The following is a 20743-nucleotide window of genomic DNA, read 5'->3' on the forward strand; positions in this document are numbered from 1 at the left end:
GCCCTATTGACGCTCGCCGCCGCCTGTGCGGGCCGCCGAACGCGCGGCCAGTGCCACCAGCAGCAGCACCGGCACGCCCAGCAGGGCGGTGGCGGTGAAGAAGGTGCTGTAGCCGTAGGCGTCGACAAAGGCGCCCGAGTAGCCGGCGATGAACTTGGGCAGCAACAGCATCAGTGAGCTGAACAGCGCGTACTGCGTGGCCGAGTAGCTGACGTTGGTCAGGCTCGACAGGTAGGCGATGAAGGCCGCCGAAGCGATGCCGCCGGCCAGGTTGTCGGCCGAGACCACCGCGATCAGCGCCGTCAGGTCGTGCCCGCGCGTGGCCAGCCAGGCGAACAGCAGGTTGCTCGCGGCACTCAGCACCGCACCCAGCATCAGCACGCGCATCACGCCCAGGCGCATCGACAGCACGCCGCCCACGAAGGCGCCCACCAGCGTCATGATCACGCCGTAGATCTTGCTGACCGTGGCCACCTGGTCCTTGGTGAAGCCCATGTCCACGTAGAACGGGTTGGCCATGATGCCCATCACCACGTCGCTGATGCGGTAGATGGCGATCAGCGCGAGGATCAGCGCCGCCTGCCACCTGTAGCGGCGGATGAAGTCGGCAAACGGCTCGATCAGCACGCTTCGCAGCCATTCGCCTGCGTTTTTTGCCTTCGGCAGCACGCGCCGCGCGGGTTCGGGCGACAGCAGCACCGTGAGCACGCCGACCGCCATCGAGGCCGCCATCACGAGGTAGGCCGTCTTCCAGGCGCCGTTCTGGTACGCCGCCGCGCCGGTGACCGCCACGGCGGGCGCCACCTCGGCCCAGGCCGCGACCCACAGCACGCCGGCGCCGGCCCAGATCATCGCCAGCCGGTAGCCCGTTTGATAAGCGGCGGCCAGCGCAGCCTGCTTGCGCGTCTCGGCCGATTCGATGCGGAAGGCGTCGAGCGCAATGTCTTGTGTGGCCGAGCCGAAGGCCACCAGCAGCGCGCACCAGATCAGCGGCTGCAGCCCCAGGCGCGGGTCGTTCATCGCCATGCCGATCAGCCCGGCAATGACCAGGCCCTGCGCCAGCAGCAGCCAGCCGCGCCGGCGCCCGAGCAGCGTGGTCAGCGGCGGCAGCGGCAGCCGGTCGACCAGCGGCGCCCAGACCCACTTGAAGCCATAGGCCAGGCCGACCCAGCTCAGGTAGCCGATGGTGGTGCGGTCGATGCCCGCCTCGCGCAGCCGAAAGCTCAGCGTTCCCAGCACCAGCAGCAGCGGCAGGCCGGCCGAGAAGCCCAGCGCGAGCATGCGCAGGGTGGCGGGTTCGAGGTAGACCTTGAGCGCGTCACGCCAGGGCAGGGCGGCGCTCGCGGGGGCTTGGGTGGTTTCGGCGGGCGGTGCGGACATGAGTGGGGGATTGTCCATGAGCTGTCGGGGAGATCGGCGTGCGCGCTCGTCTCCATTTGTTCCTATCATCCGGGCACCTATGTGCACACGATGCGAACGCCCCCTTTCTGCCCTCTCTGAAGCCTCGGCATGGAACCCGCGCCGGGCCTTCCTGCTCGCCGCCGCCGGTGCCGCGCTGAGCGCGCCGGCGCTGGCGCAGGTCAACGTCGGCAACGCCTCGGTGGCGCGCAACCTCGTGCCCGCCGACCAGATCGAGTCGGCCGGCGTGCAGCAGTACGGCCAGCTGCTTCAACAGGCGCGTGCCAAGGGCGCGCTGGCCGGCGACGGCAACGCGCAACTGCAGCGGCTGCGCACCATCGCGCAGCGGCTCATTCCCTTCGCCCTGCCGTGGAACGCCCGCGCACGCGAATGGAAGTGGGAGGTCAACCTGATCGGCAGCAAGCAGATCAACGCCTTCTGCATGCCCGGCGGCAAGATTGCCTTCTTCACCGGCATCCTCGAACAGCTCAAGTTGAGCGACGACGAGGTCGCGATGGTCATGGGCCATGAAATGGCGCACGCGCTGCGCGAGCATGCCCGCGCCCGCATGGCCAAGAGCGTCGGCACCGGCGCGGCGCTGTCCATCGGCGCGCAGCTGCTGGGGCTCGGCCAGGTCGGCGACCTCGCGGCGCGCGCCGGCACGCAGCTCATCACCCTGAAGTTCAGCCGCAGCGACGAAACCGACGCCGACCTCGTCGGCCTCGAACTCGCCGCGCGCGCGGGCTATGACCCGAAGGCGTCGGTGTCGCTGTGGAAGAAGATGGCCACGGCCTCCAAGAACCAGGGCGGCCTGAGCTTTTTGTCGACCCACCCGAGCGGGCCGGACCGCATCGCCAAGCTCGAGGCGAATGTGCCGAAGGTCGAGAAGCTGTACAGAGACGCGAAGAAGGGCTGAGCGGCGGCCTGCCGCCCCGCTCAGCGCCTCGCGCGCTCAGACCATCGCGTTGTCGCCGCCCGGGATCTCGTGCGCCTTGATCTGCCGGCGCGTGAGCTTGTAGAGCGTGGACGACAGAAAGCCGTCCTGGTGGGAGTTCTTCGTCACGTTCACCACGAACTCGTCTTCGGGCGCCACGGCCTGCGCGCCCATGATCCAGCGCACGCTCTCGCGGTAGTTGTAGAGCACCTTGTCGTTGGGGTCGGCCAGCAGCGCCGACAGCGCGGCCATGGCGACGGCGTCGCCGTTGGTGGCGTGCTCGCGCACGAAATCCAGGTAGCGGTGCCGCACGGGGATGTCGAACAGGCTGCTGATGAACATCAGTGCGCCTTCGGTGCCGTCGTCGTGGCCCAGTTCGCTGGCCTTCATCATGGCTTCGACCGCCTGCAGCTGCAGCGCCGGGCGCTGCGCCACGGGTGTGGCGGGTTCCCAGGCCATGTCGTGGCAGAGGTAGCCGAGCTTGTAGGCCGCGACGCTGTTGCCGGCGTCCGCCGCCTGGCCGTAGCAGCGCATGGCCTGTTGTCGGTCCTGGGTGCCGTGCTCGCCGCCCGCGTGGAAGATGCCGAGCGTGAGCAGGCACGAGGTGTCGCCCGCCGCCAGCCCGAGTTCCAGGATCTCGAAGGCTTCCTTGTTGCGCGGCACGCGCCACAGCGCGCGCGCCAGGTCGTCCCAGTTCTCGGTGCCGGCGTTGCGTTCGCGTGCGGCCGCCAGCCAGGCGTTGCCCGTCGCCTCGTTGGGCACGAAGCCGAAGGCGCCCTTCAGGCTGCAGTAGCCGTGCAGGATCAGCGCGGTGTTGCATTCGTAGGCGTTGGCGCTGTTGCAGATGGCCTGGCCCAGCCAGTGGCCGTCGGGCTCCTGCTCCAGTGCCAGGTGCACGGCCATGTTCATCGCGTACTCGTCGTCGATGGGGTGATGGCTCTCGGCTTCGCGCAGGCAGGCCAGCGCCTCGGCATGCTGGTCGAGCATGTAGTGGCTCACGGCCAGCCAGCGCTGGGTTTCCCAGCGGTGGTACGGGTAGAGCGCCTCGTTGGCGCGCTGGCGCGTGGCGGCCATGCGCTGCTGCGCTTCGGCCGGGTCTTCGTCCTTGTCGACTGCGTTGCCCTGGTATTCGTCACGCCAGATCTCGTGGCGCAGCCGGTCTTTCTCGACGTGGTTCAAATGGGCGCAGGCGGGCGAGGCGATGAAGGCGCGCACGCGCTCGTGGCTGCCGCCCCAGCGCGGCTGCTGGAACCAGACGCACTGGCGCATGAAGAAGAACAGGCGCGGATGCACATGCATCGTGGCGTGGATCCAGTAGGACGTGCCGCTGATCACCTTCTTGCCCTGCACGGGCGAAGGCAGGGCGGCGGGCACGGCCTCGGGGCAAACCACGCGCTCGTCGTGCGAGAGGCCAGAGCGCGCGAGCTGCACCAGCAACTCTTCGCGGGTGGCCGCATCGTCCAGGGAAAAGTCGTGCTGCAGCGGGTTGCCGGGCCCGCGGCCGCTGCGCACCAGCTCGGTCAGCCACTCGGGTTCGTTGAAGGCCGAGGTGCTCTGCAGCAGCAGGGCGCAGGCGGTCCACATCGTGGGCGCGAGCGTGAGTGCCCGCAGCGCGGCGACGGCGCAGCGCGTGGCGCAGGCATGGGCGCATTCCCAGCCGAGCGCGGTGACCGAGCTGGCCCAGCCCGAGCCGCGGTATTCGTAGGCCCAGTGGTACCAGTAGTGCGCTTCGCAGAGCCAGGCGTGGGCCGATTGCGGATTCGCGGCCTGCCACGCGGCCAGGCGGGCCAGCCCTTCGGCGCCGGCCGCGGTGCAGCCGGCCAGGTCGTCGGGCAAGGCGCCGTAATAGCGCTCTTCGTCGTCGCGGTCCTGAAAGCTGGCGGCCAGCGCATCGTCGAGCCGCTGGTCGAGCGCGGCATAGTCGCCGGCGCGCAGCAGGGCGTCGATGTCGCAGAGCTTCCAGCGCGCGGGCGCGGGGGGAATCACGGTCGCTGCGGCGGGAGGCGTATTTGTTGTCATGGGCGGCGGTCGCGCGTCAGGCCGACGCGGCAGGGGCGGGGATGGAGATCGGGGTGGGTTGGGGATCGAAGATGCGGTAGCGCTTCCACGGCAGCGTGAGCCAGTTGCCCTGGGTGTTCTGCAGGTGCTCCTGCACTTCCAGCGTGGCGCGCGACGAGGCGGGGCCGTCCTGGCTGCTGATGCGCAGCCAGTGCAGCCGCGCCCGCGCATAGGCGTGGCCGAAATCTTCCCAGCTCTCGAAGCTGTCCTGCGCGCGTTGCGCATTGAGGAACAGCACCAGCCAGGCCTGCGACTCGGGCACCCAGCCCAGCAGCGCGATGCAGCGCACCAGGAAGGCCGTGCGCGCGCAGTCGAAGGCCAGCGCGTCGCGCACCTTGCCTTCGGCCGCGAGCTGCTCGTAGAAGTTGGCGTGGGTGCGACCGAGCCCGCTGACCCAGCCGACCAGCGCGGCCTGCATCTGCGTGGCGATGTCGCGCTCGGGCAGGTCGGCGGCCATGTTCATTTCGCGCAGCACCTGCTTGGCCAGCCGCTGGCGCTGCTCGGCGGGCAGCTCGAGCGCCAGCGCGTCGCTGTCGCAGCGCAGGCCGTTGCGCAGCAGCAGGATGTCGCCGAGCGCCAGCGCCCAGCGGCGGCGGTTGGGCGCCACCTTGCCGGCGTCGGCCCGGGCCTGCGCCGCGCGCGCCGCGAGGTCGGCGTTGGCCTTTTCCATGTGGCCGATCGCCGTGCCTGAACCGCGCACGACGATGCGCAATGCGGTGCGCACGACGAACCATGCGACGCGCAGCCCGAGGTACAGCAGCCCGAGCAGCATCACGATGAGGAGCGCCTGCATCATGGCGAGGCGGCTCCCAGCAGCGGCGCGCACACGGCGGCGCTCAGCGAGATGCCTTCGATCTCCATCATCGCGGCGGGCGCTTCCGAGGAGGCGGCCTGCAGCGACGGCGGCAACCGGTTCGCGGGCAGCGTCAGGCGGGCGGCGGCGGCCACCGCCACGTCCATCTGCCGCAGCCGCGCCAGCTCGTGCGGCGCAATGCGCAGCAGCAGCCACTGCAGTGCCGGCGGCGGCTGCTCGAAGTGCTCGATCAGGTGGAAGTTGCCGCTCATCACGCTGAGCAGGAAGTCGGGGCTGCGCACGTCGGTGACGAACTTCCACTGGCCCTGGGTGGTGCTGCTGGCATCGTTCGCCGTCTCGGGCTCGAACACCAGGCCCATGCCCTCGCAGTCGCTGTGGCGCTCGCCGCGCGGCGGCAGGGTGCGCAGGAACTGCAGCACGTCATCGGCGTACTTGCGCACCGGGTGGCGGTTCTGCTTGCCCTTGATCTGGTCGACCCGCAGCCCGTCGGCGTGCACTTCGAGGCTGATGGTCACGTGCGGCAGGTTGCCCGCGCTGCGCAGCGTGAACAGGCGCAGCCGGCCGCTCTGCGCGGCGCTGGCGTACTGCTCGCCGTAGCCGCCGTTCAGCTTCTTGAGGTTGGCGAACTGGCCCAGGCAGTGCTGCATGTGGAACGACTCGTAGGCCATTTCCTCGCGCAAGGCCGCATGGCTGCCGATGAACTCGAAGATCACGCCGTTGGGCGTGCGCAGCAGCTCCTTCAGCGCCAGGCCGCTGCTGGGCACCCAGCCCTTCTTGCGCTTGGCCTGCATGCGCTGGTGCTCCTGCTCCCACAGGGCCATGGCCATGAAGCAGGTGATGCGCTGCAGCTTCTGTTCGAGCCGCGTGCCGCGCCGCGAGCGCAGGAACTCGACCAGCATGCGTTCGCGGTCGACCAGCAGCAGGTGCTCGGGGTCGAGGTAGTAGAAAGTCTTCGAACTGGCTTCGGCGGCTGGCGGGTCGGTGTTGCCGACCTTGGACTTGTCCTTGTTGTCCTTGTCCTGCACGGCCGGTGCGCGCGGCAGCAATTGTTTGGCCAGCCACTCGGGCAGCGGCTTGTCGGGCCCGGCCGCGGCCAGGTAGTCGGCGGGCGACTGCACCGGCAGCACGTTGCCGAAGCTGCCGATGGCCCAGCGGAAGAAGTGGTTGAGCAGCCAGGCCGCCATGTCGGCGTCGTCGCCGCGCTCGGCGCTGCGGCGCGCAATCGCGGCCTTGACCTCGGGCGCGTTCACCACGTCGCGCGGCAGGTACACCGCCGTCGCGGCAGGTGGCGCGGAGGGATTCGTGGAAGGACGCGGAGTCGGGATGGGCATCGACGGGCGGGCGACTTACAGCGTGAAGTCGTACTCCACCGTGATCGGCGCGTGGTCGCTGAACTTGACTGTCTTGTAGATCGCCTCGGTGCGCGCCAGTGCGCCCAGCGCCGGCGTGGCGAGGTGGTAGTCCAGCCGCCATCCCACGTTGTTCGCGTAGGCCTGGCCGCGGTTGCTCCACCAGGTGTAGGCGTCGCCGGTGGTGTCGGGCTTGAGGCGGCGGTACACGTCCACCAGGCCCGCGCCTTCGGTGCCCGCGTCGAGCAGGCGCGTCATCCAGGCACGTTCTTCGGGCAGGAAGCCGCTGTTCTTCTGGTTGCCGCGCCAGTTCCTCAGGTCGATTTCCTGGTGGGCGATGTTGATGTCGCCGCACAAGATGAACTCGCGCTCCTTCTTCAGCGCCACGAGGTGCGGGAAGAAGCCCTTCAGGAAGCGGAACTTGGCGGCCTGGCGCTCTTCGCCCGAGCTGCCGCTCGGGAAGTAGCAGCTGATCACCGAGAACTTGCGCTTCGGCGTGTCGAAGCGCAGCTCGAGGTAGCGGCCTTCGGCGTCGAATTCGGGATCACCCCAGCCCACCACCACGGCGCTGGGCGCATGCTTCGTGTAGACGGCGGTGCCCGCGTAGCCTTTTTTTTCGGCAAAGTGGAAGTGGCCCTGGAGCTCGGCCATCTTTTCGAAGCGGCCCTCGACATCGCTGGCCTGGACGCGGATCTCCTGCATGCAAATACAATCCGGCGCGAGTTCGGCCACCCAGTCGGCGACGCCCTTGGTGGCCGCCGAGCGCAGGCCATTGAGATTGAGACTGGTCAGTTTGAACACAAGGAATTTCCAATGGCTGTAGACGGTCAGACAAGCAGCGCGGTAGCACAGGACTTCGTCCAGTTCGCGCTCGACGCCGGCGTGCTTCGCTTCGGCGAATTCAAGACCAAGGCCGGTCGCATGAGCCCGTATTTCTTCAATTCGGGACTGTTCGACGACGGCGCCAAGATCGCGCGGCTCGCCGGATTCTATGCAGACCGCCTGATCGAAAGCGGGCTCGAGTTCGACATGATCTTCGGCCCCGCCTACAAGGGCATCCCGCTGGGCGCCACCGTGGCCGCCGAGCTGGCCCGCCGCGGGCGCAACTACCCCTTTGCCTACAACCGCAAGGAAGCCAAGACGCACGGCGAGGGCGGCAACCTCGTGGGCGCGCCGCTGAAAGGCCGCGTGCTCATCGTCGACGACGTGATGTCGGCCGGCACCGCGGTGCGCGAATCGATCGCCGCCATCCAGGCCGCGGGCGCCACGCCGCATGCCGTGTCCATCGCGCTCGACCGGCAGGAAAAAGCCACCGAGAACGGCGTCGACGTGGACCACAGCGCCGTGCAGTACGTGCGCAACCAGCTCGGCCTCGCGGTGGTCGCCATCGCCACGCTGGACGACCTGCTGAGCTACCTCTCGGGCAATGCCGCTGCCGACCTCGGCGCGCACCGCGAGCGCGTGCTGGCCTACCGCACGCGCTACGGCGCTTGAGACGCAGCGCCGATGCGACGCCCCGCGCGCGATCCCTCTTCTTCTGCCTGTGCCGTGGCGTCGCTGTGGCTGGGCCTGGCGGCCTTGTCGTCGTGCGGCGTGGCGCTGGCGCAGCCTGCGAAGACTGACGCGCCCGGCGTCGGCATCTACACCTGCATCGATGCGCGCGGACGCACGCTCACGGCCGACCGGCCGATCGCCGAGTGCAGCGACCGCGAGCAGCGCGAACTGGGCCCGAGCGGCACGGTGCGCCGCAAGCTGGAGCCGACCTACACGGCGCGCGAGCTGCAGGAGCGCGAGGACCGCGCCCGCGAAGCCGCCATCCAGGCCGCACGGCTCATCGACGAACGCCGTCGCGAGCGCGCGCTGCTGGTGCGCTACCCCAATGCCACCACGCACGACCGCGAGCGCGCCGAGGCGCTGTCGCAGATCGATGCCGTGATCCAGGCCGCGAAGAAGCGCATCGCCGAGCTCGCCGACGAGCGCAAGAAGATCGACGAAGAGCTCGAGTTCTACAAGCAGGACACGAGCAAGGCGCCCGGCGCGGTGCGCCGCAGGATCGAGGACAACACGCAGAGCGTGGCCGTGCAGAACCGCTTCGTCGCGGAGCAGGAAGACGAGAAGAAGCGCGTGAATGCGCGCTTCGATGAGGAGCGCGGGCGCCTGAAGACGCTCTGGTCACCGCAGAACGGCGGCAACCCCCGCTGAACGAATGAACCCGGCCGGGGCCTTGCGCAAGGCCCCGGGGTTTTTGATCAGCCCAGCTTGGCTTTCAGCAGCTCGGTGACCTGCGCCGGGTTCGCCTTGCCCCCGCTGGCCTTCATGACCTGGCCCACGAGGCCGTTGAGCGCCTTCTCTTTGCCGCCGCGGTATTCCTCGACGTTCTTCGCGTTCTTGGCAATCACCTCGTCGAGGATCTTGTCGAGCGCGCCGGTGTCGTTCATCGGCTTCAGGTCTTTCGCTTCGATGATCGCGTCGACATCGCTGCCTTCGCCACTCCACAGTGCTTCGAACACCTGGCGTGCCGCGTTGTTCGGCAGCGTGCCGTCGGCGATGCGCGTCACCAGCTGCGCGAGCTGCGCGGCCTTCACGGGCGCGGCCTCGATGCCGATTTCGGCGGCGTTCAGGCGGCGTGCCATTTCGCCGGTGATCCAGTTGCTGGCCAGCTTGGGCGCTGCGCCGGCGTTCACCGCATCGTCGAAGTAGTGCGCCAGCGCCGCGCCTTGCGTGAGCTGCGCGGCGTCGTATTCCGACAGGCCGTGGTCGCGCACATAGCGCTCGGCCGTGGCACGCGGCAGCTCGGGCATGGTGGCGCGCACACGCTCGATCCACTCGGCAGCCACCACGAGCGGCGGCAGGTCGGGGTCGGGAAAGTAGCGGTAGTCGGCCGCGTCTTCCTTGGTGCGCATGGTGCGCGTCTCGCCGGTGGCGGGGTCGAACAGCACGGTCGCCTGTTGGATCGCGCGGCCGTCTTCGAGCTCGTCGATCTGCGAGTTGATTTCGTAGTCGATCGCCTGCTGCATGAACTTGAAGCTGTTCAGGTTCTTGATCTCGCGGCGCGTGCCGAGCTTGTCGCCGGGCTTGCGCACCGACACGTTGGCGTCGCAGCGGAAGCTGCCTTCCTGCATGTTGCCGTCGCAGATGCCGATCCACGTGACGATCTTGTGCAGCTCTTTCGCGTAGGCCACGGCCTCTGCGGTGGAGCGCATGTCGGGCTCGGTCACGATCTCGAGCAGCGGCGTGCCGGCGCGGTTCAGGTCGATGCCGCTCTGGCCGATGAAGTCTTCGTGCAGCGACTTGCCCGCGTCTTCCTCGAGGTGGGCACGCACGAGGCGCACGGTCTTCTTTTCTTCACCGAGGAAGAAAGAGACAGAACCGCCTTGCACCACCGGGATCTCGAACTGGCTGATCTGGTAGCCCTTGGGCAGGTCGGGGTAGAAGTAGTTCTTGCGCGCGAATACGCTGCGCGGCGCGATGTGCGAGCCCAGCGCCAGGCCCAGCTTGATGGCTCGTTCGACCGCGCCCTTGTTCATCACGGGCAGCGTGCCCGGCAGTGCCAGGTCGACCGCGCAGGCCTGCGTGTTGGGCTCGGCGCCGAAGGCCGTGGAGGCGCGGCTGAAGATCTTGCTGTTCGTCGACAGCTGCGCGTGCGTTTCGAAGCCGATGATGACTTCATAGCCGCGCACCAGCGGGCCGGTCGGGCGGCCTTGTTGTTGTGCTTCGAAGGTGTTCACGATCTCGCTCATTTCAGAAGCCCTCCGGCGTGCGCGTGTGCCAGTCGGTGGCTTGCTGGAAGCGGTGCGCTGCGTTCAGCAGCTTCGCTTCGCCGAAGTAGTTGCCGATCAGCTGCAGGCCCACGGGCATGCCGCCGTCGAAGCCCGCGGGCACGCTCATGCCGGGCAGGCCGGCGAGCGAGGCGGGCAGCGTGAAGATGTCGGCGAGGTAGGCGGCCACGGGGTCGTCGCCGTGCTCGCCGATCTTCCAGGCGGTGGTCGGCGCGGCGGGGCCGGCGATCACGTCGCATTGCGTCAGCGCCTGCTGGAAGTCGTCCGCGATCATGCGGCGGACCTTCTGCGCTTGCAGGTAGTAGGCGTCGTAGTAGCCGTGCGAGAGCACGTAGGTGCCGATCATGATGCGGCGCTTCACTTCGTCGCCGAAGCCTTCGGCGCGCGTGCGTTCGTACATCTCGGCCAGGTCCTTGTACTGCTTGGCGCGGTGGCCGAACTTGACGCCGTCGAAGCGGCTCAGGTTGCTCGACGCTTCGGCCGCGGCCAGGATGTAGTACACGGGAATCGACAGCTCGGTGCGCGGCAGCGAGACCTCGACGCGCTTGGCGCCGAGCTTCTCGTACTGCAACAACGCTGCATCAATGGCGGCGCGCACGCCGGGTGCCACGCCGTCGCCGAAGAACTCCTTCGGCACGCCGATGCGCAGGCCGTCGAGCGAGTCGTTCAGCGAGCGGCCGAAGTCTTCGGCGGGCTTGTCGAGCGAGGTCGAATCGCGGTCGAGGTCGGGGCCGCAGAAGGCCGACAGCAGCAGCGCGCAGTCTTCGGCCGAGCGGGCCATCGGGCCGGCCTGGTCGAGGCTCGAGGCGAAGGCCACCATGCCGTAGCGCGAGGCGCGGCCGTAGGTCGGCTTGATGCCGGTGATGCCGCAGAACGAGGCGGGCTGGCGGATCGAGCCGCCGGTGTCGGTGCCGGTGGCGGCGGGTGCGAGGCGCGCGGCCACGGCCGCGGCGCTGGCGCCCGATGAGCCGCCCGGAATGCGGTCGAGGTTCCAGGGGTTGCGCACCGGCACGGCGGTGTCGTGGCCGACGGCGGGCACGGCGACGTTCTCGTTGGCCGAGCCCATCGCGAACTCGTCGCAGCTGAGCTTGCCGAGCGTGACCGCGCCGGCTTCGGCCAGGCGGCGCACCACGGTCGCGTCGAAGGGCGAGCGGTAGCCCGCGAGCATCTTCGAGCCGGCAGTGGTGGCGAAATCGGTGGTGACGAAGATGTCCTTGTGCGCGATCGGCACACCGGCCAGCGCGGGCGCGTTGCCCTTCGCGAGGAGCGCGTCGGCGGCGCGGGCCTGGGCCAGCGTGACTTCTTCGTTGACGTCGACAAAGGTGCCGAGCGATTCGTGGGCTTTCATGCGGCCCAGAAAGGCCTGCGAGGCTTCGACGGCCGAAACCTTGCGGTCGGCCAGCGCTTTGGCCAGCGCGACCACGCTCAATTGGTGCAGTTCACCGCTGCTCATTATTCGATCACCTTGGGCACGAGGAACAGGCCGGCTTCGACGGCCGGGGCGCTCTTCTGGTTGGCTTCGCGGTTGTTCGGCTCGCTCACGACGTCGTCGCGCAGGCGCAAGGTCACGTCTTCGCGCGCGGCCACGGGGTGCGCCAACGGCTCGACGCCGGTGGTGTCGACCGCGCGCATGCGTTCGACCAGATCGAAGAAGCCGTTGATTTGAGTGAGCATGCGCTCGCTTTCATCTGGGGCAAGCTGCAGCCGCGCCAGGGAGGCGATGCGTGCAATATCGGAAGCGGAAAGAGACATAGATGGCTGACGGGTCGAAAAAACCAGAGGCAATCGCACGCCGAAGAGGGTGCCGACACGGGATTCAGAGGGGATTCGGTTATTATCCCGCCTTTGCCGCAACCCCCGCGAACGCGCCGGCTTTTGCGCCAAAAACGATCAATTCACCCCGTCAAACGACCCAAAAATAGAGCGACGTCCTGCCGATGCGCAGGCCGTGCTCAGAGGATTCCGCACATGTTTGGAGCTTTCCGTCGGTACTTTTCCACCGACCTGGCGATTGACCTCGGCACCGCCAATACCCTGATCTTCGCCCGCAACAAGGGCATCGTGCTGGACGAGCCCTCCGTGGTCGCGATCCGCCACGAAGGCGGTCCCCATGGCAAGAAGGTGATCCAGGCCGTCGGCCGCGAAGCCAAGGCCATGCTGGGCAAGGTGCCCGGCAACATCGAGGCGATCCGCCCGATGAAGGACGGCGTGATTGCCGACTTCGTGATCACCGAGCAGATGATCAAGCAGTTCATCAAGATGGTGCACCCGCGCACGCTGCTCACGCCGAGCCCGCGCATCATCATCTGCGTGCCCTGCGGCTCGACCCAGGTCGAGCGCCGCGCCATCAAGGACGCGGCCGAAGCCGCCGGCGCCACGGCCGTCTACCTCATCGAAGAACCCATGGCCGCGGCCATCGGCGCCGGCCTGCCCGTCAGCGAAGCCTCGGGCTCGATGGTGGTCGACATCGGCGGCGGCACCACCGAAGTGGGCGTGATCTCGCTGGGCGGCATGGTCTACAAGGGCTCGGTCCGCGTGGGCGGCGACCGCTTCGACGAAGCCATCATCAATTACATCCGCCGCAACTACGGCATGCTGATCGGCGAGCCGACGGCCGAAGTCATCAAGAAGAACATCGGCTCGGCTTTCCCGGGCTCCGAAGTCAAGGAAATGGAAGTCAAGGGCCGCAACCTTTCCGAAGGCGTGCCGCGCAGCTTCACCATCAGCAGCAACGAAGTGCTGGAAGCCCTGACCGATCCCCTGAACAACATCGTCTCGGCCGTGAAGAACGCGCTGGAACAGACGCCTCCCGAACTGGGCGCCGACATCGCCGAGCGCGGCATGATGCTCACTGGCGGCGGCGCGCTGCTGCGCGACCTCGACCGCCTGCTCGCCGAGGAAACCGGCCTGCCGGTGCTCGTGGCCGAAGATCCGCTGACCTGCGTGGTGCGCGGCTGCGGCATCGCGCTCGAGCGCATGGACCGTCTCGGAAGCATCTTCACGAGCGAGTAAAGGCGAAAGCCTCCATCGGCCGGCCTTTGCTTGCGCAGGCCGGCCTTTTGTTATTTGATGCCGCACCACTGCCGGGTCTGACTACATGCCTCTGGGCACGCTCGATCGCACAGCGCCACCTCTGTTCAACCAGGGGCAATCGGCACTCAGCAAGCTGATCTTCTTCGGCGCGCTCTCGCTCTTCCTGATGGTGGCCGACGCACGCTTTCACCTCGTGAAGCCGATCCGCTCGGCCATCGGCGCGGTGCTCTACCCGGTGCAGATGGTGGCGCTCAAGCCCGTCATGCTGGTGATGGGCGGCAGTCGCTACTTCGAAGAGCTGCAGACCGCGCAGCACAACGAAGAAGAAGCACGCAAGGCCCTGATGCTGCAGGCCGAAACCGCCAGCCGCGCCGACACGCTGGCACAAGACAACGCCCGCCTGCGCGAACTGCTCGAGCTGCGCCAGACCACCACCACGCCCGGTCGCCCGGCCGAGGTGCTGTACGACGCGGCCGACCCCTACACACGCAAGATCGTCATCGACCAGGGCCTCACCCAAGGCGTGGCGGCCGGCTCGCCCGTGATTGACGCGCGCGGCGTGCTGGGCCAGGTCACGCAGGTGCTGCCTTTCACGAGCGAGGTCACGCTCGTGATCGACCGCGACCTGGCCATTCCTGTGCAGAACACCCGCACCGGCGTGCGCAGCGTGGCCTTCGGCGACGCGTCGGCGCACGGCGGCGGCATGGAGCTGCGCTTCATGGCGGCCAATGCCGACCTGCAGGAGGGCGACCTGCTGTCCACCAGCGGCGTCGACGGCATCTACCCGGCCGGCCTGCCGGTGGCGAAGATCGAACGCATCGAGCGCCGCGCCGACTCGGCCTTTGCGCGCATCTACTGCGTGCCGCTGGCCCGTGTGACCGCGGCGCGCTACGTGCTGGTGCTCGAGCCCTCGGGCGCGCCCGTGGCGCCGCCGCACGTCGAGGCAGCGTCCACCCAACGCAAGCGCCCCGACGGCAAGCCCGGCGTCGGCAAGAACGAAAAGAAGCCCGCGGGAGCCACGCGATGATCAAGCGTCCCGGCCAGCAGCAGCTCTTGCTGCCCGTCAGCCCCGTCTTCATGTGGACCAGCCTGCTCGTGGCGCTGCTGGTCAACATGATTCCCATCGGCCGCGCCGCCTGGATGCCCGACCTGCTGGCGCTGGTGATCGTGTTCTGGGGCGTGCACCAGCCCGCGCGCGTGGGCATCGGCGCGGCCTTCATGTTCGGCCTGCTCATGGACGTGCACCAGGCGTCGATGCTGGGCCAGCATGCGCTGTCCTACACCACGCTGGGTTTCTTCGCGGCCATGATCCACCGGCGCCTGCTCTGGTACCCGGTGCTCTCGCAGGCGCTGCAGGTGCTGCCGCTGTTTGCGCTGTCGCAGTTCATCGAGGTGATCACGCGCATGATCGGCGGCGGCGTGTTCCCGGGCTGGGGCGTGCTGATCTCGCCGGCCCTCGAGGCCGCACTGTGGCCGCTGGCCAGTGCGCTGCTGCTCGCACCGCAGCGCCGCACCCCTGAACCCGACGAGAACCGGCCCCTCTAAGTTCTGCCCTTCGCCGCATTTGCCATCGCACCTGCGCACGCCTAAGCTCCTGATGCCATGACTGAAATCCGCAACGTTGCCGCCGATCTGGCGCGCTTCAAGCGCCGCGTGATCGTCATCGGCATGGCAGTGCTGTTCGCCTTCAGCCTGCTGGGGGCGCGGCTGGTGTACCTGCAGGTGGTGCGCCATGAAGACCTGGCCGAGCAGGCCGAGAGCAACCGCACGGCCGTGGTGCCGGTGGTGCCGAACCGGGGGCTCATCCTCGACCGCAACGGCATCGTGCTGGCCTCCAACTACTCGGCCTACACGCTGGAGATCACGCCCTCGAAGGTCGGCGATGTCGAGGAAACCATCAACAGCCTGACCAGCGTGCTCGAGGTGTCGCCGCGCGACCGCCGCCGCTTCAAGCGCCTGCGCGAAGACTCGCGCAGCTTCGACTCCATTCCGATCCGCACGCGCCTGAGCGACGAAGAAGTGGCGCGCTTCGCGGCGCAGCGCTACCGCTTCCCGGGCGTGGAGATCAAGGCACGCCTGTTCCGCAACTACCCGAACGGCGAGACGGGCTCTCACGTGCTCGGCTACATCGGGCGCATCAACCAGCGCGAGAAGACCGCGATGGAAGACTGGGAAGAAGAAGACCAGGCCAACTACAAAGGCACCGACTACATCGGCAAGCTCGGCATCGAGCAGAGCTACGAAAAGATGCTGCACGGCCAGACCGGCGTCGAGCAGATGGAAACCTCGGCCGGAGGGCGCGCCGTGCGCCGGCTCGCAAGCCATCCGGCCACGCCGGGCAACACCGTCATGCTGTCGCTGGACATCAAGCTGCAGAAGCTGGTGGAAGACATGTTCGGCGAGCGCCGCGGCGCGCTGGTCGCCATCGACCCGAAGACCGGCGAGGTGCTGGCCTTCGTGAGCAAGCCCACCTTCGATCCGAACCTGTTCGTGGAAGGCATCGACACCGAGAGCTGGAAAGAGCTCAGCGAGTCGCTCGACAAGCCGTTGCTCAACCGCGCGCTGCGCGGCACCTACCCGCCGGGCTCGACCTACAAGCCCTTCATGGCGATGGCGGCGCTGCAGACCGGCAAGCGCGCGGCCAACGTGGTGGTGAACGACCCCGGCTACTTCAACTTCGGCGGCCACCGCTTCGGCAGCCCTGAGGGCAACATCGGCGGCGTCGACATGCGCCGCTCGATCCAGCTGTCGAGCAACATCTACTACTACTCGCTGGCCAACGAGATGGGCGTGGACCTCATCCACGACTTCATGAAGCCCATGGGCTTCGGCCAGATCACCGGCATCGACCTGGGCGGCGAGGTGCGCGGCGTGCTGCCCAGCACCGAGTGGAAGCGCAACGCCTACAAGCGGCCCGAGGCCAAGAAGTGGTACGCGGGCGAGACCATCTCGCTGGGCATCGGCCAGGGCTACAACGCCTTCACCATGCTGCAGCTCGCGCAGGCCACGGCCATCGTGGCCGACGGCGGCATGAAGCACCGGCCGCATCTGGCACTGGCGATGCGCAACACGGTCAGCGGACAGGTCGTGCCGCTGCCGCAGCCGCCGGCCGAGAACCTCGGCTACACGGCGGCCAATGTCGCGGTGATCCGCGAGGGCCTGACCGCCGTGGTCACCAGCGGCACCGCGCGCGGCGTGTTCGCGGGCGCGGGCTACCAGGCGGCCGGCAAGACCGGCACGGCGCAGGCCGTGACGCAGGCCAAGAACACCAAGTACAACGCGCGCGCGCTCGAAGAGCACCAGCGCGACCACGCGCTGTTCATGGCCTACGCGCCCGCCAACAACCCGAAGATCGCGCTCGCGGTCATCGTCGAGAACGCGGGCTGGGGCGCAGGCTCTGCGGCGCCCATTGCGCGCCGCGTGTTCGACTACTGGCTCATGAACCAGTACCCGAGCGAGGCCGACATGGCCGCCGTGCGCATCGGCCGCGCCGGCCCGCCGATGGGCAAGCCGCGCGTGGCCAGCGAGGTGGTGTGGCCCGTGGCGGGAGCGGCTGCGCCGGTGCCTGCGAGTGCGGCATCGGCGGCGGCGGCTACGCCCTGAAGGTTTGACGCCCTCTCCCCTTGGGGAGAGGGCGGGGGTGAGGGTGAGCGGCGATCGAGGCCGCGCAATGTTGTGAGGCCGACTGCCCTCACCCTAGCCCTCTCCCAGAGGGAGAGGGGACAACACGGGACTTCAGGCCACCACGGTCCCGGTGACTTCACCCAAGCCGATGCGCACCGCGCCCTCGCGCTCGCACCAGCCACGCATCACCAGCGTGTCGCCATCTTCCAGGAACGTGCGCTTCTCGCCGTTCGCCAGCGTGATCGGCTGCTTGCCCCCCAGCGTGAGTTCGATCAGCGAGCCGGCCTGGTCGGGCTTGGGGCCCGACAGCGTGCCCGAGCCCAGCAGGTCGCCGGGCTGCAGGTTGCAGCCGTTCACCGTGTGGTGCGTGATGAGTTGCGCGGCGGTCCAGTAGGCGGCCTCGGTGGTGTTGCCGAGCGTGAGGCGCACGGGCGCGACGCCATCGGCGCGCATCTTCGCGGTCTGCAGCAGCACTTCGAGCGTGATGTCGAGCGCGCCGCTGGCGCGGTTCGACGGCGCGTCGAGGTAGGGTAGCGGTTGCGGGTCTTCGGCGGGGCGCTCGAACTTCGCGCGGAACGGTGCCAGCGCGTCGGCCGTCACGATCCAGGGCGACAGCGTGCTCGTGAAGCTCTTGGAGAGGAAGGGGCCGAGCGGCTGGTATTCCCAGGCCTGCACGTCGCGCGCCGACCAGTCGTTGAGCAAAGTCACGCCGAACAGGTGGTCTTCGGCCTCGGCGATGGCGATGGGCTCGCCCAGCGCATTGCCGCGGCCCACGAAGAAGCCCAGCTCCAGTTCGTAGTCGAGCCGCTTCGACGGGCCGAAGCTCGGCGTTTCTGCGTCGGGTGCCTTGGTCTGGCCGTGCGGGCGCTTGAAGGTCTGGCCGCTCACGCGGATCGACGAGGCGCGGCCGTGGTAACCGATGGGCACCCACTTGTAGTTGGGCATCAGCGGCTGGTCGGGACGGAACAGCTTGCCGATGGTGGTGGCGTGGTGGATGCCCGTGTAGAAGTCGGTGTAGTCGCCGATGCGGCAAGGCACGGTCATCTCGGCCTGGGCTTGCGCCAGCAGCGCCTTCGACCACGCGGCCTGCTGGCCGCTGCCTTCGGCGAGGCCGGCGGAGATCGCGGCGCGCAGGGCCTGGCGGTCTTTCACGCTGGCGTTCATCAGCACGTTCATGTCGTCGGTGTCGATGAGGCCGGCCGCGCGCAGGTCGAGGATCTGGTCGCCGATGGCCACGCCGATGCGGAAGGCCTCGCTGCTGCCGGCGGTGCGGAAGCGGCCGAAGGGCAGGTTCTGGATCGGGAAGTCGGTGCCGGCCACGTTGGCGGCGGCGACCCAGCTGCGCAGCTTCGGGTCGTGGGTGGCGTTGAGTGCGGTCATGGATGTCTTTCGGTTCTTGAATCGGATCAGTCGGCGGTCATGCCGGCCTTGCGGGCCACATCGCCCAGGCGCTTGTATTCGGTGTCGGTGAGCGTGCTCAGCTCCTGTGCGGTCGAGCCGCGCGGCGAGAAGCCCGCCTGCTGCAGCTTGGCCTTCACGTCGGGCATCGCGAGCGCTTCGACAAACGCTTCGTTCAGCGCCTTCACGATCGGTGCTGGCACCTTCGCCGGCCCGTACACGCCGAACCATGGCTCCAGCGCATAGCCCTTGAGGCCCGCCTCGGCCATTGTCGGCACGTCGGGCAGCGAAGGCGAGCGCGTGCCGCCTGCCACGGCCAGCGCGCGCAGCTTGCCGGCCTGGATGTGCGGCAGCGACGCCGGCAGGTTGTCGAACATCACGCCGATGGTGTTGCCCAGCATGTCGGTGATGGCCGGGCCGCTGCCCTTGTAGGCGACGTGCGTGAGCTCGGTGCCGGTCATCTGCGCGAACATCACGCCGGCCAGGTTCATCGACGTGCCGGTGCCTGCGGTGGCGTAGGGCAGGCCGGGGTTCTTCTTTGCGGCGGCGATGAGATCGGGCACGGTCCTGATGGCCGAGCTGGCGGGCACTTCGAGCACGATGGTCGACATGCCCAGCAGGCTGATGGCCGTGAAGTCCTTGCGCGGATCGAAGGCCATCGACTTGTAGATGTGCGGGTTCAGCGCATTGGTCGAGATGGCGCCGAAGCCGATCGTGTAGCCGTCGGGCGCGGCCTTGGCCACGGCGTCCATGCCGATGTTGCCGCCCGCGCCGCCGCGGTTGTCGATGAGCACCGGCTGGCCCAGCTTCTCCGAGACCTTCTGGCCCACGGTGCGCGCCACCAGGTCGGTGGTGCCGCCGGGGCTGTAGGGCACGATGAACTTGATCGGCTTCGACGGAAAGTCCGCCGCATGCGCCAGCAGGAACGGCGCCGCGAGCAGTGCGACGGCCGCCGCGCGGCGGGTGAGGGCGAAAGCGCTCTTCTTCATCTTCATGGCTTGAATTGGTCCTTGAGGCCGGCCCAGCAGTCGGTGTAGTCGGTGTCGAGCGCCGGGCTTTGCAGCGCGAAGTTCGTCGGAATGAAACGGTAGCGGCTCTCGAACATGAAGGCCAGCGTGTTGTCCAGCTTGTGCGGCTTGAGGTCGGCGTGCGTGGCCTTGTCGAAGGCTTCTTCATCCGGCCCGTGCGGCACCATGCAGTTGTGCAGGCTCGCGCCGCCGGGCTTGAAGCCGCCCGGCTTGGCGTCGTACTCGCCCAGCACCAGGCCCATGAACTCGCTCATGAGGTTGCGGTGGAACCACGGCGGACGGAAGGTGTTTTCCATCACCATCCAGCGCGGCGGGAAGATCACGAAGTCGCAGTTGGCCGTGCCGGGCGTGTCGCTCGGCGAGGTCAGCACGGTGAAGATCGACGGATCGGGATGGTCGAAGCTGATCGAGCCGATGACCATGAAGTTCGCCGTGTCGTACTTCACCGGCGCGAGGTTGCCGTGCCACGCGACCACGTTGAAGGGCGACTGTTTCGTCGGTGCGGTCCAGAAGCGGCCGCCGAATTTCTTCACCAGTTCGTAGGCGCCGCCGTCTTCCTCGAAGGCCGCCACGGGCGCCTGGAAGTCGCGGGCGTTGGCCAGTCCGTTCGAGCCGATCGGGCCGAGTTCGGGCAGGCGGAAGTGCGCGCCGTAGTTCTCGCACACGTAGCCGCGCGAGAGGCCGTCGGGCAGCGCGACCTTGAAGGCCATACCGCGCGGCAGCACCACGATCTCGCCGGGCTTCACGTCGAGCACGCCGAGTTCGGTCGTGACGACGAGGCGGCCTTGTTGGGGCATCACCAGCATCTCGCCGTCGGCGTTGACGAAGGCGCGCTGTTCCATCGAGCGGCCTGCCAGGTACATCAGCGAGCCGATGCCGACCTGCGATTCGGCATCGCCGTTGGCGGCCAGCGTGTGCATGCCGTCGATGAAGTCGACGTCGGCCGCGCCGTCCAGCGGCAGCGGGCCCCAGCGCATCGGCTCGGGCGGCAGTGCAATCTCGCGGTCGGCGCCGGTGGTCCAGTGCGCCTGCGCGTAGGGCTGGTAGCGGCCCGACACCACCGAGGGCTGGCGGCGGTACAGCCAGGTGCGGCGGTTCTCATGGCGCGGCGCCGTGAAGGCGGTGCCCGAGAGCAGCTCGGTGTACAGGTCGAAGGGGCCGCGCTGCGGGTTGTTGCGGCCTTGCGGCAGCGCACCGGGCACGGCCTCGGAGGCGTACTCGTTGCCGAAGCCGCTCTGGTAGCGCCGTTCGGAGGCAGGGGTGGGTTGGGTCATGGGCTTCTCTTTCGAAAATCGCGATGAGGTGGGAGTGTGCGGATGTGGCGCGGC

General features: G+C 68.4%; 18 protein-coding genes. 7 read left to right on the forward strand and 11 right to left on the reverse strand.

The window, feature by feature from the left end:
* Positions 1-3 precede the first annotated feature (3 nt).
* A complete protein-coding gene (locus IG196_RS00405) occupies positions 4-1398 on the reverse strand; it encodes an AmpG family muropeptide MFS transporter (protein ID WP_192194489.1) in 1395 nt (464 codons plus the stop codon).
* 61 nt (positions 1399-1459) lie between these two features.
* Between IG196_RS00405 and IG196_RS00410 the strand changes: the two genes are divergently transcribed.
* A complete protein-coding gene (locus IG196_RS00410) occupies positions 1460-2314 on the forward strand; it encodes a M48 family metallopeptidase (protein WP_192194490.1) in 855 nt (284 codons plus the stop codon).
* Between the two features lie 36 nt (positions 2315-2350).
* Here IG196_RS00410 and IG196_RS00415 read toward each other — a convergent pair whose 3' ends face one another.
* The 4 genes from IG196_RS00415 to IG196_RS00430 are packed head-to-tail and all read right to left on the reverse strand — an operon-like array spanning position 2351 to position 7354.
* On the reverse strand, positions 2351-4351 hold the full coding sequence (locus IG196_RS00415; RefSeq protein ID WP_192194491.1) for a DUF4034 domain-containing protein: 2001 nt from the start codon (positions 4349-4351) through the stop codon (positions 2351-2353).
* A gap of 16 nt (positions 4352-4367) precedes the next feature.
* On the reverse strand, positions 4368-5186 hold the full coding sequence (locus IG196_RS00420) for a DUF1266 domain-containing protein (RefSeq protein ID WP_225616873.1): 819 nt from the start codon (positions 5184-5186) through the stop codon (positions 4368-4370).
* Entirely contained in the window at positions 5183-6535 is a 1353-nt protein-coding gene (locus tag IG196_RS00425) for a PcfJ domain-containing protein (protein ID WP_192194492.1), read from the reverse strand. The genes IG196_RS00420 and IG196_RS00425 overlap by 4 nt, the downstream gene beginning before the upstream one ends.
* A gap of 15 nt (positions 6536-6550) precedes the next feature.
* A complete protein-coding gene (locus IG196_RS00430) occupies positions 6551-7354 on the reverse strand; it encodes an exodeoxyribonuclease III (protein ID WP_192194493.1) in 804 nt (267 codons plus the stop codon).
* A gap of 12 nt (positions 7355-7366) precedes the next feature.
* Here IG196_RS00430 and pyrE point away from each other — a divergent pair, with 12 nt between their 5' ends.
* Entirely contained in the window at positions 7367-8047 is a 681-nt protein-coding gene (pyrE, locus tag IG196_RS00435; protein WP_192194494.1) for an orotate phosphoribosyltransferase, read from the forward strand.
* Between the two features lie 12 nt (positions 8048-8059).
* A complete protein-coding gene (locus IG196_RS00440) occupies positions 8060-8755 on the forward strand; it encodes a DUF4124 domain-containing protein (protein WP_192194495.1) in 696 nt (231 codons plus the stop codon).
* A 47-nt stretch (positions 8756-8802) separates the two neighbouring features.
* Here the strand turns inward: IG196_RS00440 and gatB are convergent, their stop codons facing one another.
* The 3 genes from gatB to gatC are packed head-to-tail and all read right to left on the reverse strand — an operon-like array spanning position 8803 to position 12084.
* Positions 8803-10293 (reverse strand): Asp-tRNA(Asn)/Glu-tRNA(Gln) amidotransferase subunit GatB, encoded by a 1491-nt coding sequence (gene gatB / locus IG196_RS00445; protein WP_192194496.1) that lies wholly within the window; start codon positions 10291-10293, stop codon positions 8803-8805.
* A 1-nt stretch (position 10294) separates the two neighbouring features.
* The gene (gene gatA, locus IG196_RS00450) at positions 10295-11785 is read right to left on the reverse strand and encodes an Asp-tRNA(Asn)/Glu-tRNA(Gln) amidotransferase subunit GatA (RefSeq protein ID WP_192194497.1); all 1491 of its coding nucleotides are present in this window, start codon (positions 11783-11785) and stop codon (positions 10295-10297) included.
* Positions 11785-12084: an Asp-tRNA(Asn)/Glu-tRNA(Gln) amidotransferase subunit GatC gene (gene gatC, locus IG196_RS00455; RefSeq protein WP_101493447.1), complete on the reverse strand. Its 300-nt coding sequence runs from the start codon at positions 12082-12084 to the stop codon at positions 11785-11787. The genes gatA and gatC overlap by 1 nt, the downstream gene beginning before the upstream one ends.
* Before the next feature lie 216 nt (positions 12085-12300).
* On the opposite strand from gatC, the gene IG196_RS00460 reads away from it, so the two are divergent.
* The 4 genes from IG196_RS00460 to mrdA all read left to right on the forward strand — a co-directional run bounded on the left by IG196_RS00460 (position 12301) and on the right by mrdA (position 16968).
* A complete protein-coding gene (locus tag IG196_RS00460; RefSeq protein ID WP_056583929.1) occupies positions 12301-13344 on the forward strand; it encodes a rod shape-determining protein in 1044 nt (347 codons plus the stop codon).
* A gap of 85 nt (positions 13345-13429) precedes the next feature.
* Positions 13430-14392, forward strand: a complete 963-nt coding sequence (gene mreC / locus IG196_RS00465; protein WP_192194498.1) for a rod shape-determining protein MreC — start codon at positions 13430-13432, stop codon at positions 14390-14392.
* Positions 14389-14910, forward strand: coding sequence for a rod shape-determining protein MreD (gene mreD, locus IG196_RS00470; protein WP_101493445.1), 522 nt, complete (start codon positions 14389-14391; stop codon positions 14908-14910). Before mreC ends, mreD begins: the two co-directional genes overlap by 4 nt.
* Before the next feature lie 57 nt (positions 14911-14967).
* Positions 14968-16968, forward strand: coding sequence for a penicillin-binding protein 2 (gene mrdA / locus IG196_RS00475; RefSeq protein ID WP_192194499.1), 2001 nt, complete (start codon positions 14968-14970; stop codon positions 16966-16968).
* 132 nt (positions 16969-17100) lie between these two features.
* Here mrdA and fahA read toward each other — a convergent pair whose 3' ends face one another.
* The 3 genes from fahA to hmgA are packed head-to-tail and all read right to left on the reverse strand — an operon-like array spanning position 17101 to position 20689.
* Positions 17101-18369: a fumarylacetoacetase gene (gene fahA, locus IG196_RS00480; RefSeq protein ID WP_192194500.1), complete on the reverse strand. Its 1269-nt coding sequence runs from the start codon at positions 18367-18369 to the stop codon at positions 17101-17103.
* Positions 18370-18395: 26 nt separating this feature from the next.
* Positions 18396-19376 carry a Bug family tripartite tricarboxylate transporter substrate binding protein gene (locus IG196_RS00485; protein ID WP_192196877.1) on the reverse strand — a complete coding sequence of 327 codons (981 nt, stop codon included), beginning with the start codon at positions 19374-19376 and terminating at the stop codon, positions 18396-18398.
* A gap of 2 nt (positions 19377-19378) precedes the next feature.
* Positions 19379-20689: a homogentisate 1,2-dioxygenase gene (gene hmgA / locus IG196_RS00490; protein WP_101493442.1), complete on the reverse strand. Its 1311-nt coding sequence runs from the start codon at positions 20687-20689 to the stop codon at positions 19379-19381.
* Between the last annotated feature and the right edge of the window lie 54 nt (positions 20690-20743).

The sequence above is a fragment of the Variovorax sp. 38R genome (genome assembly GCF_014843395.1).
In the GTDB taxonomy this organism is placed as follows: Bacteria; Pseudomonadota; Gammaproteobacteria; order Burkholderiales; family Burkholderiaceae_C; genus Variovorax; species Variovorax paradoxus_H.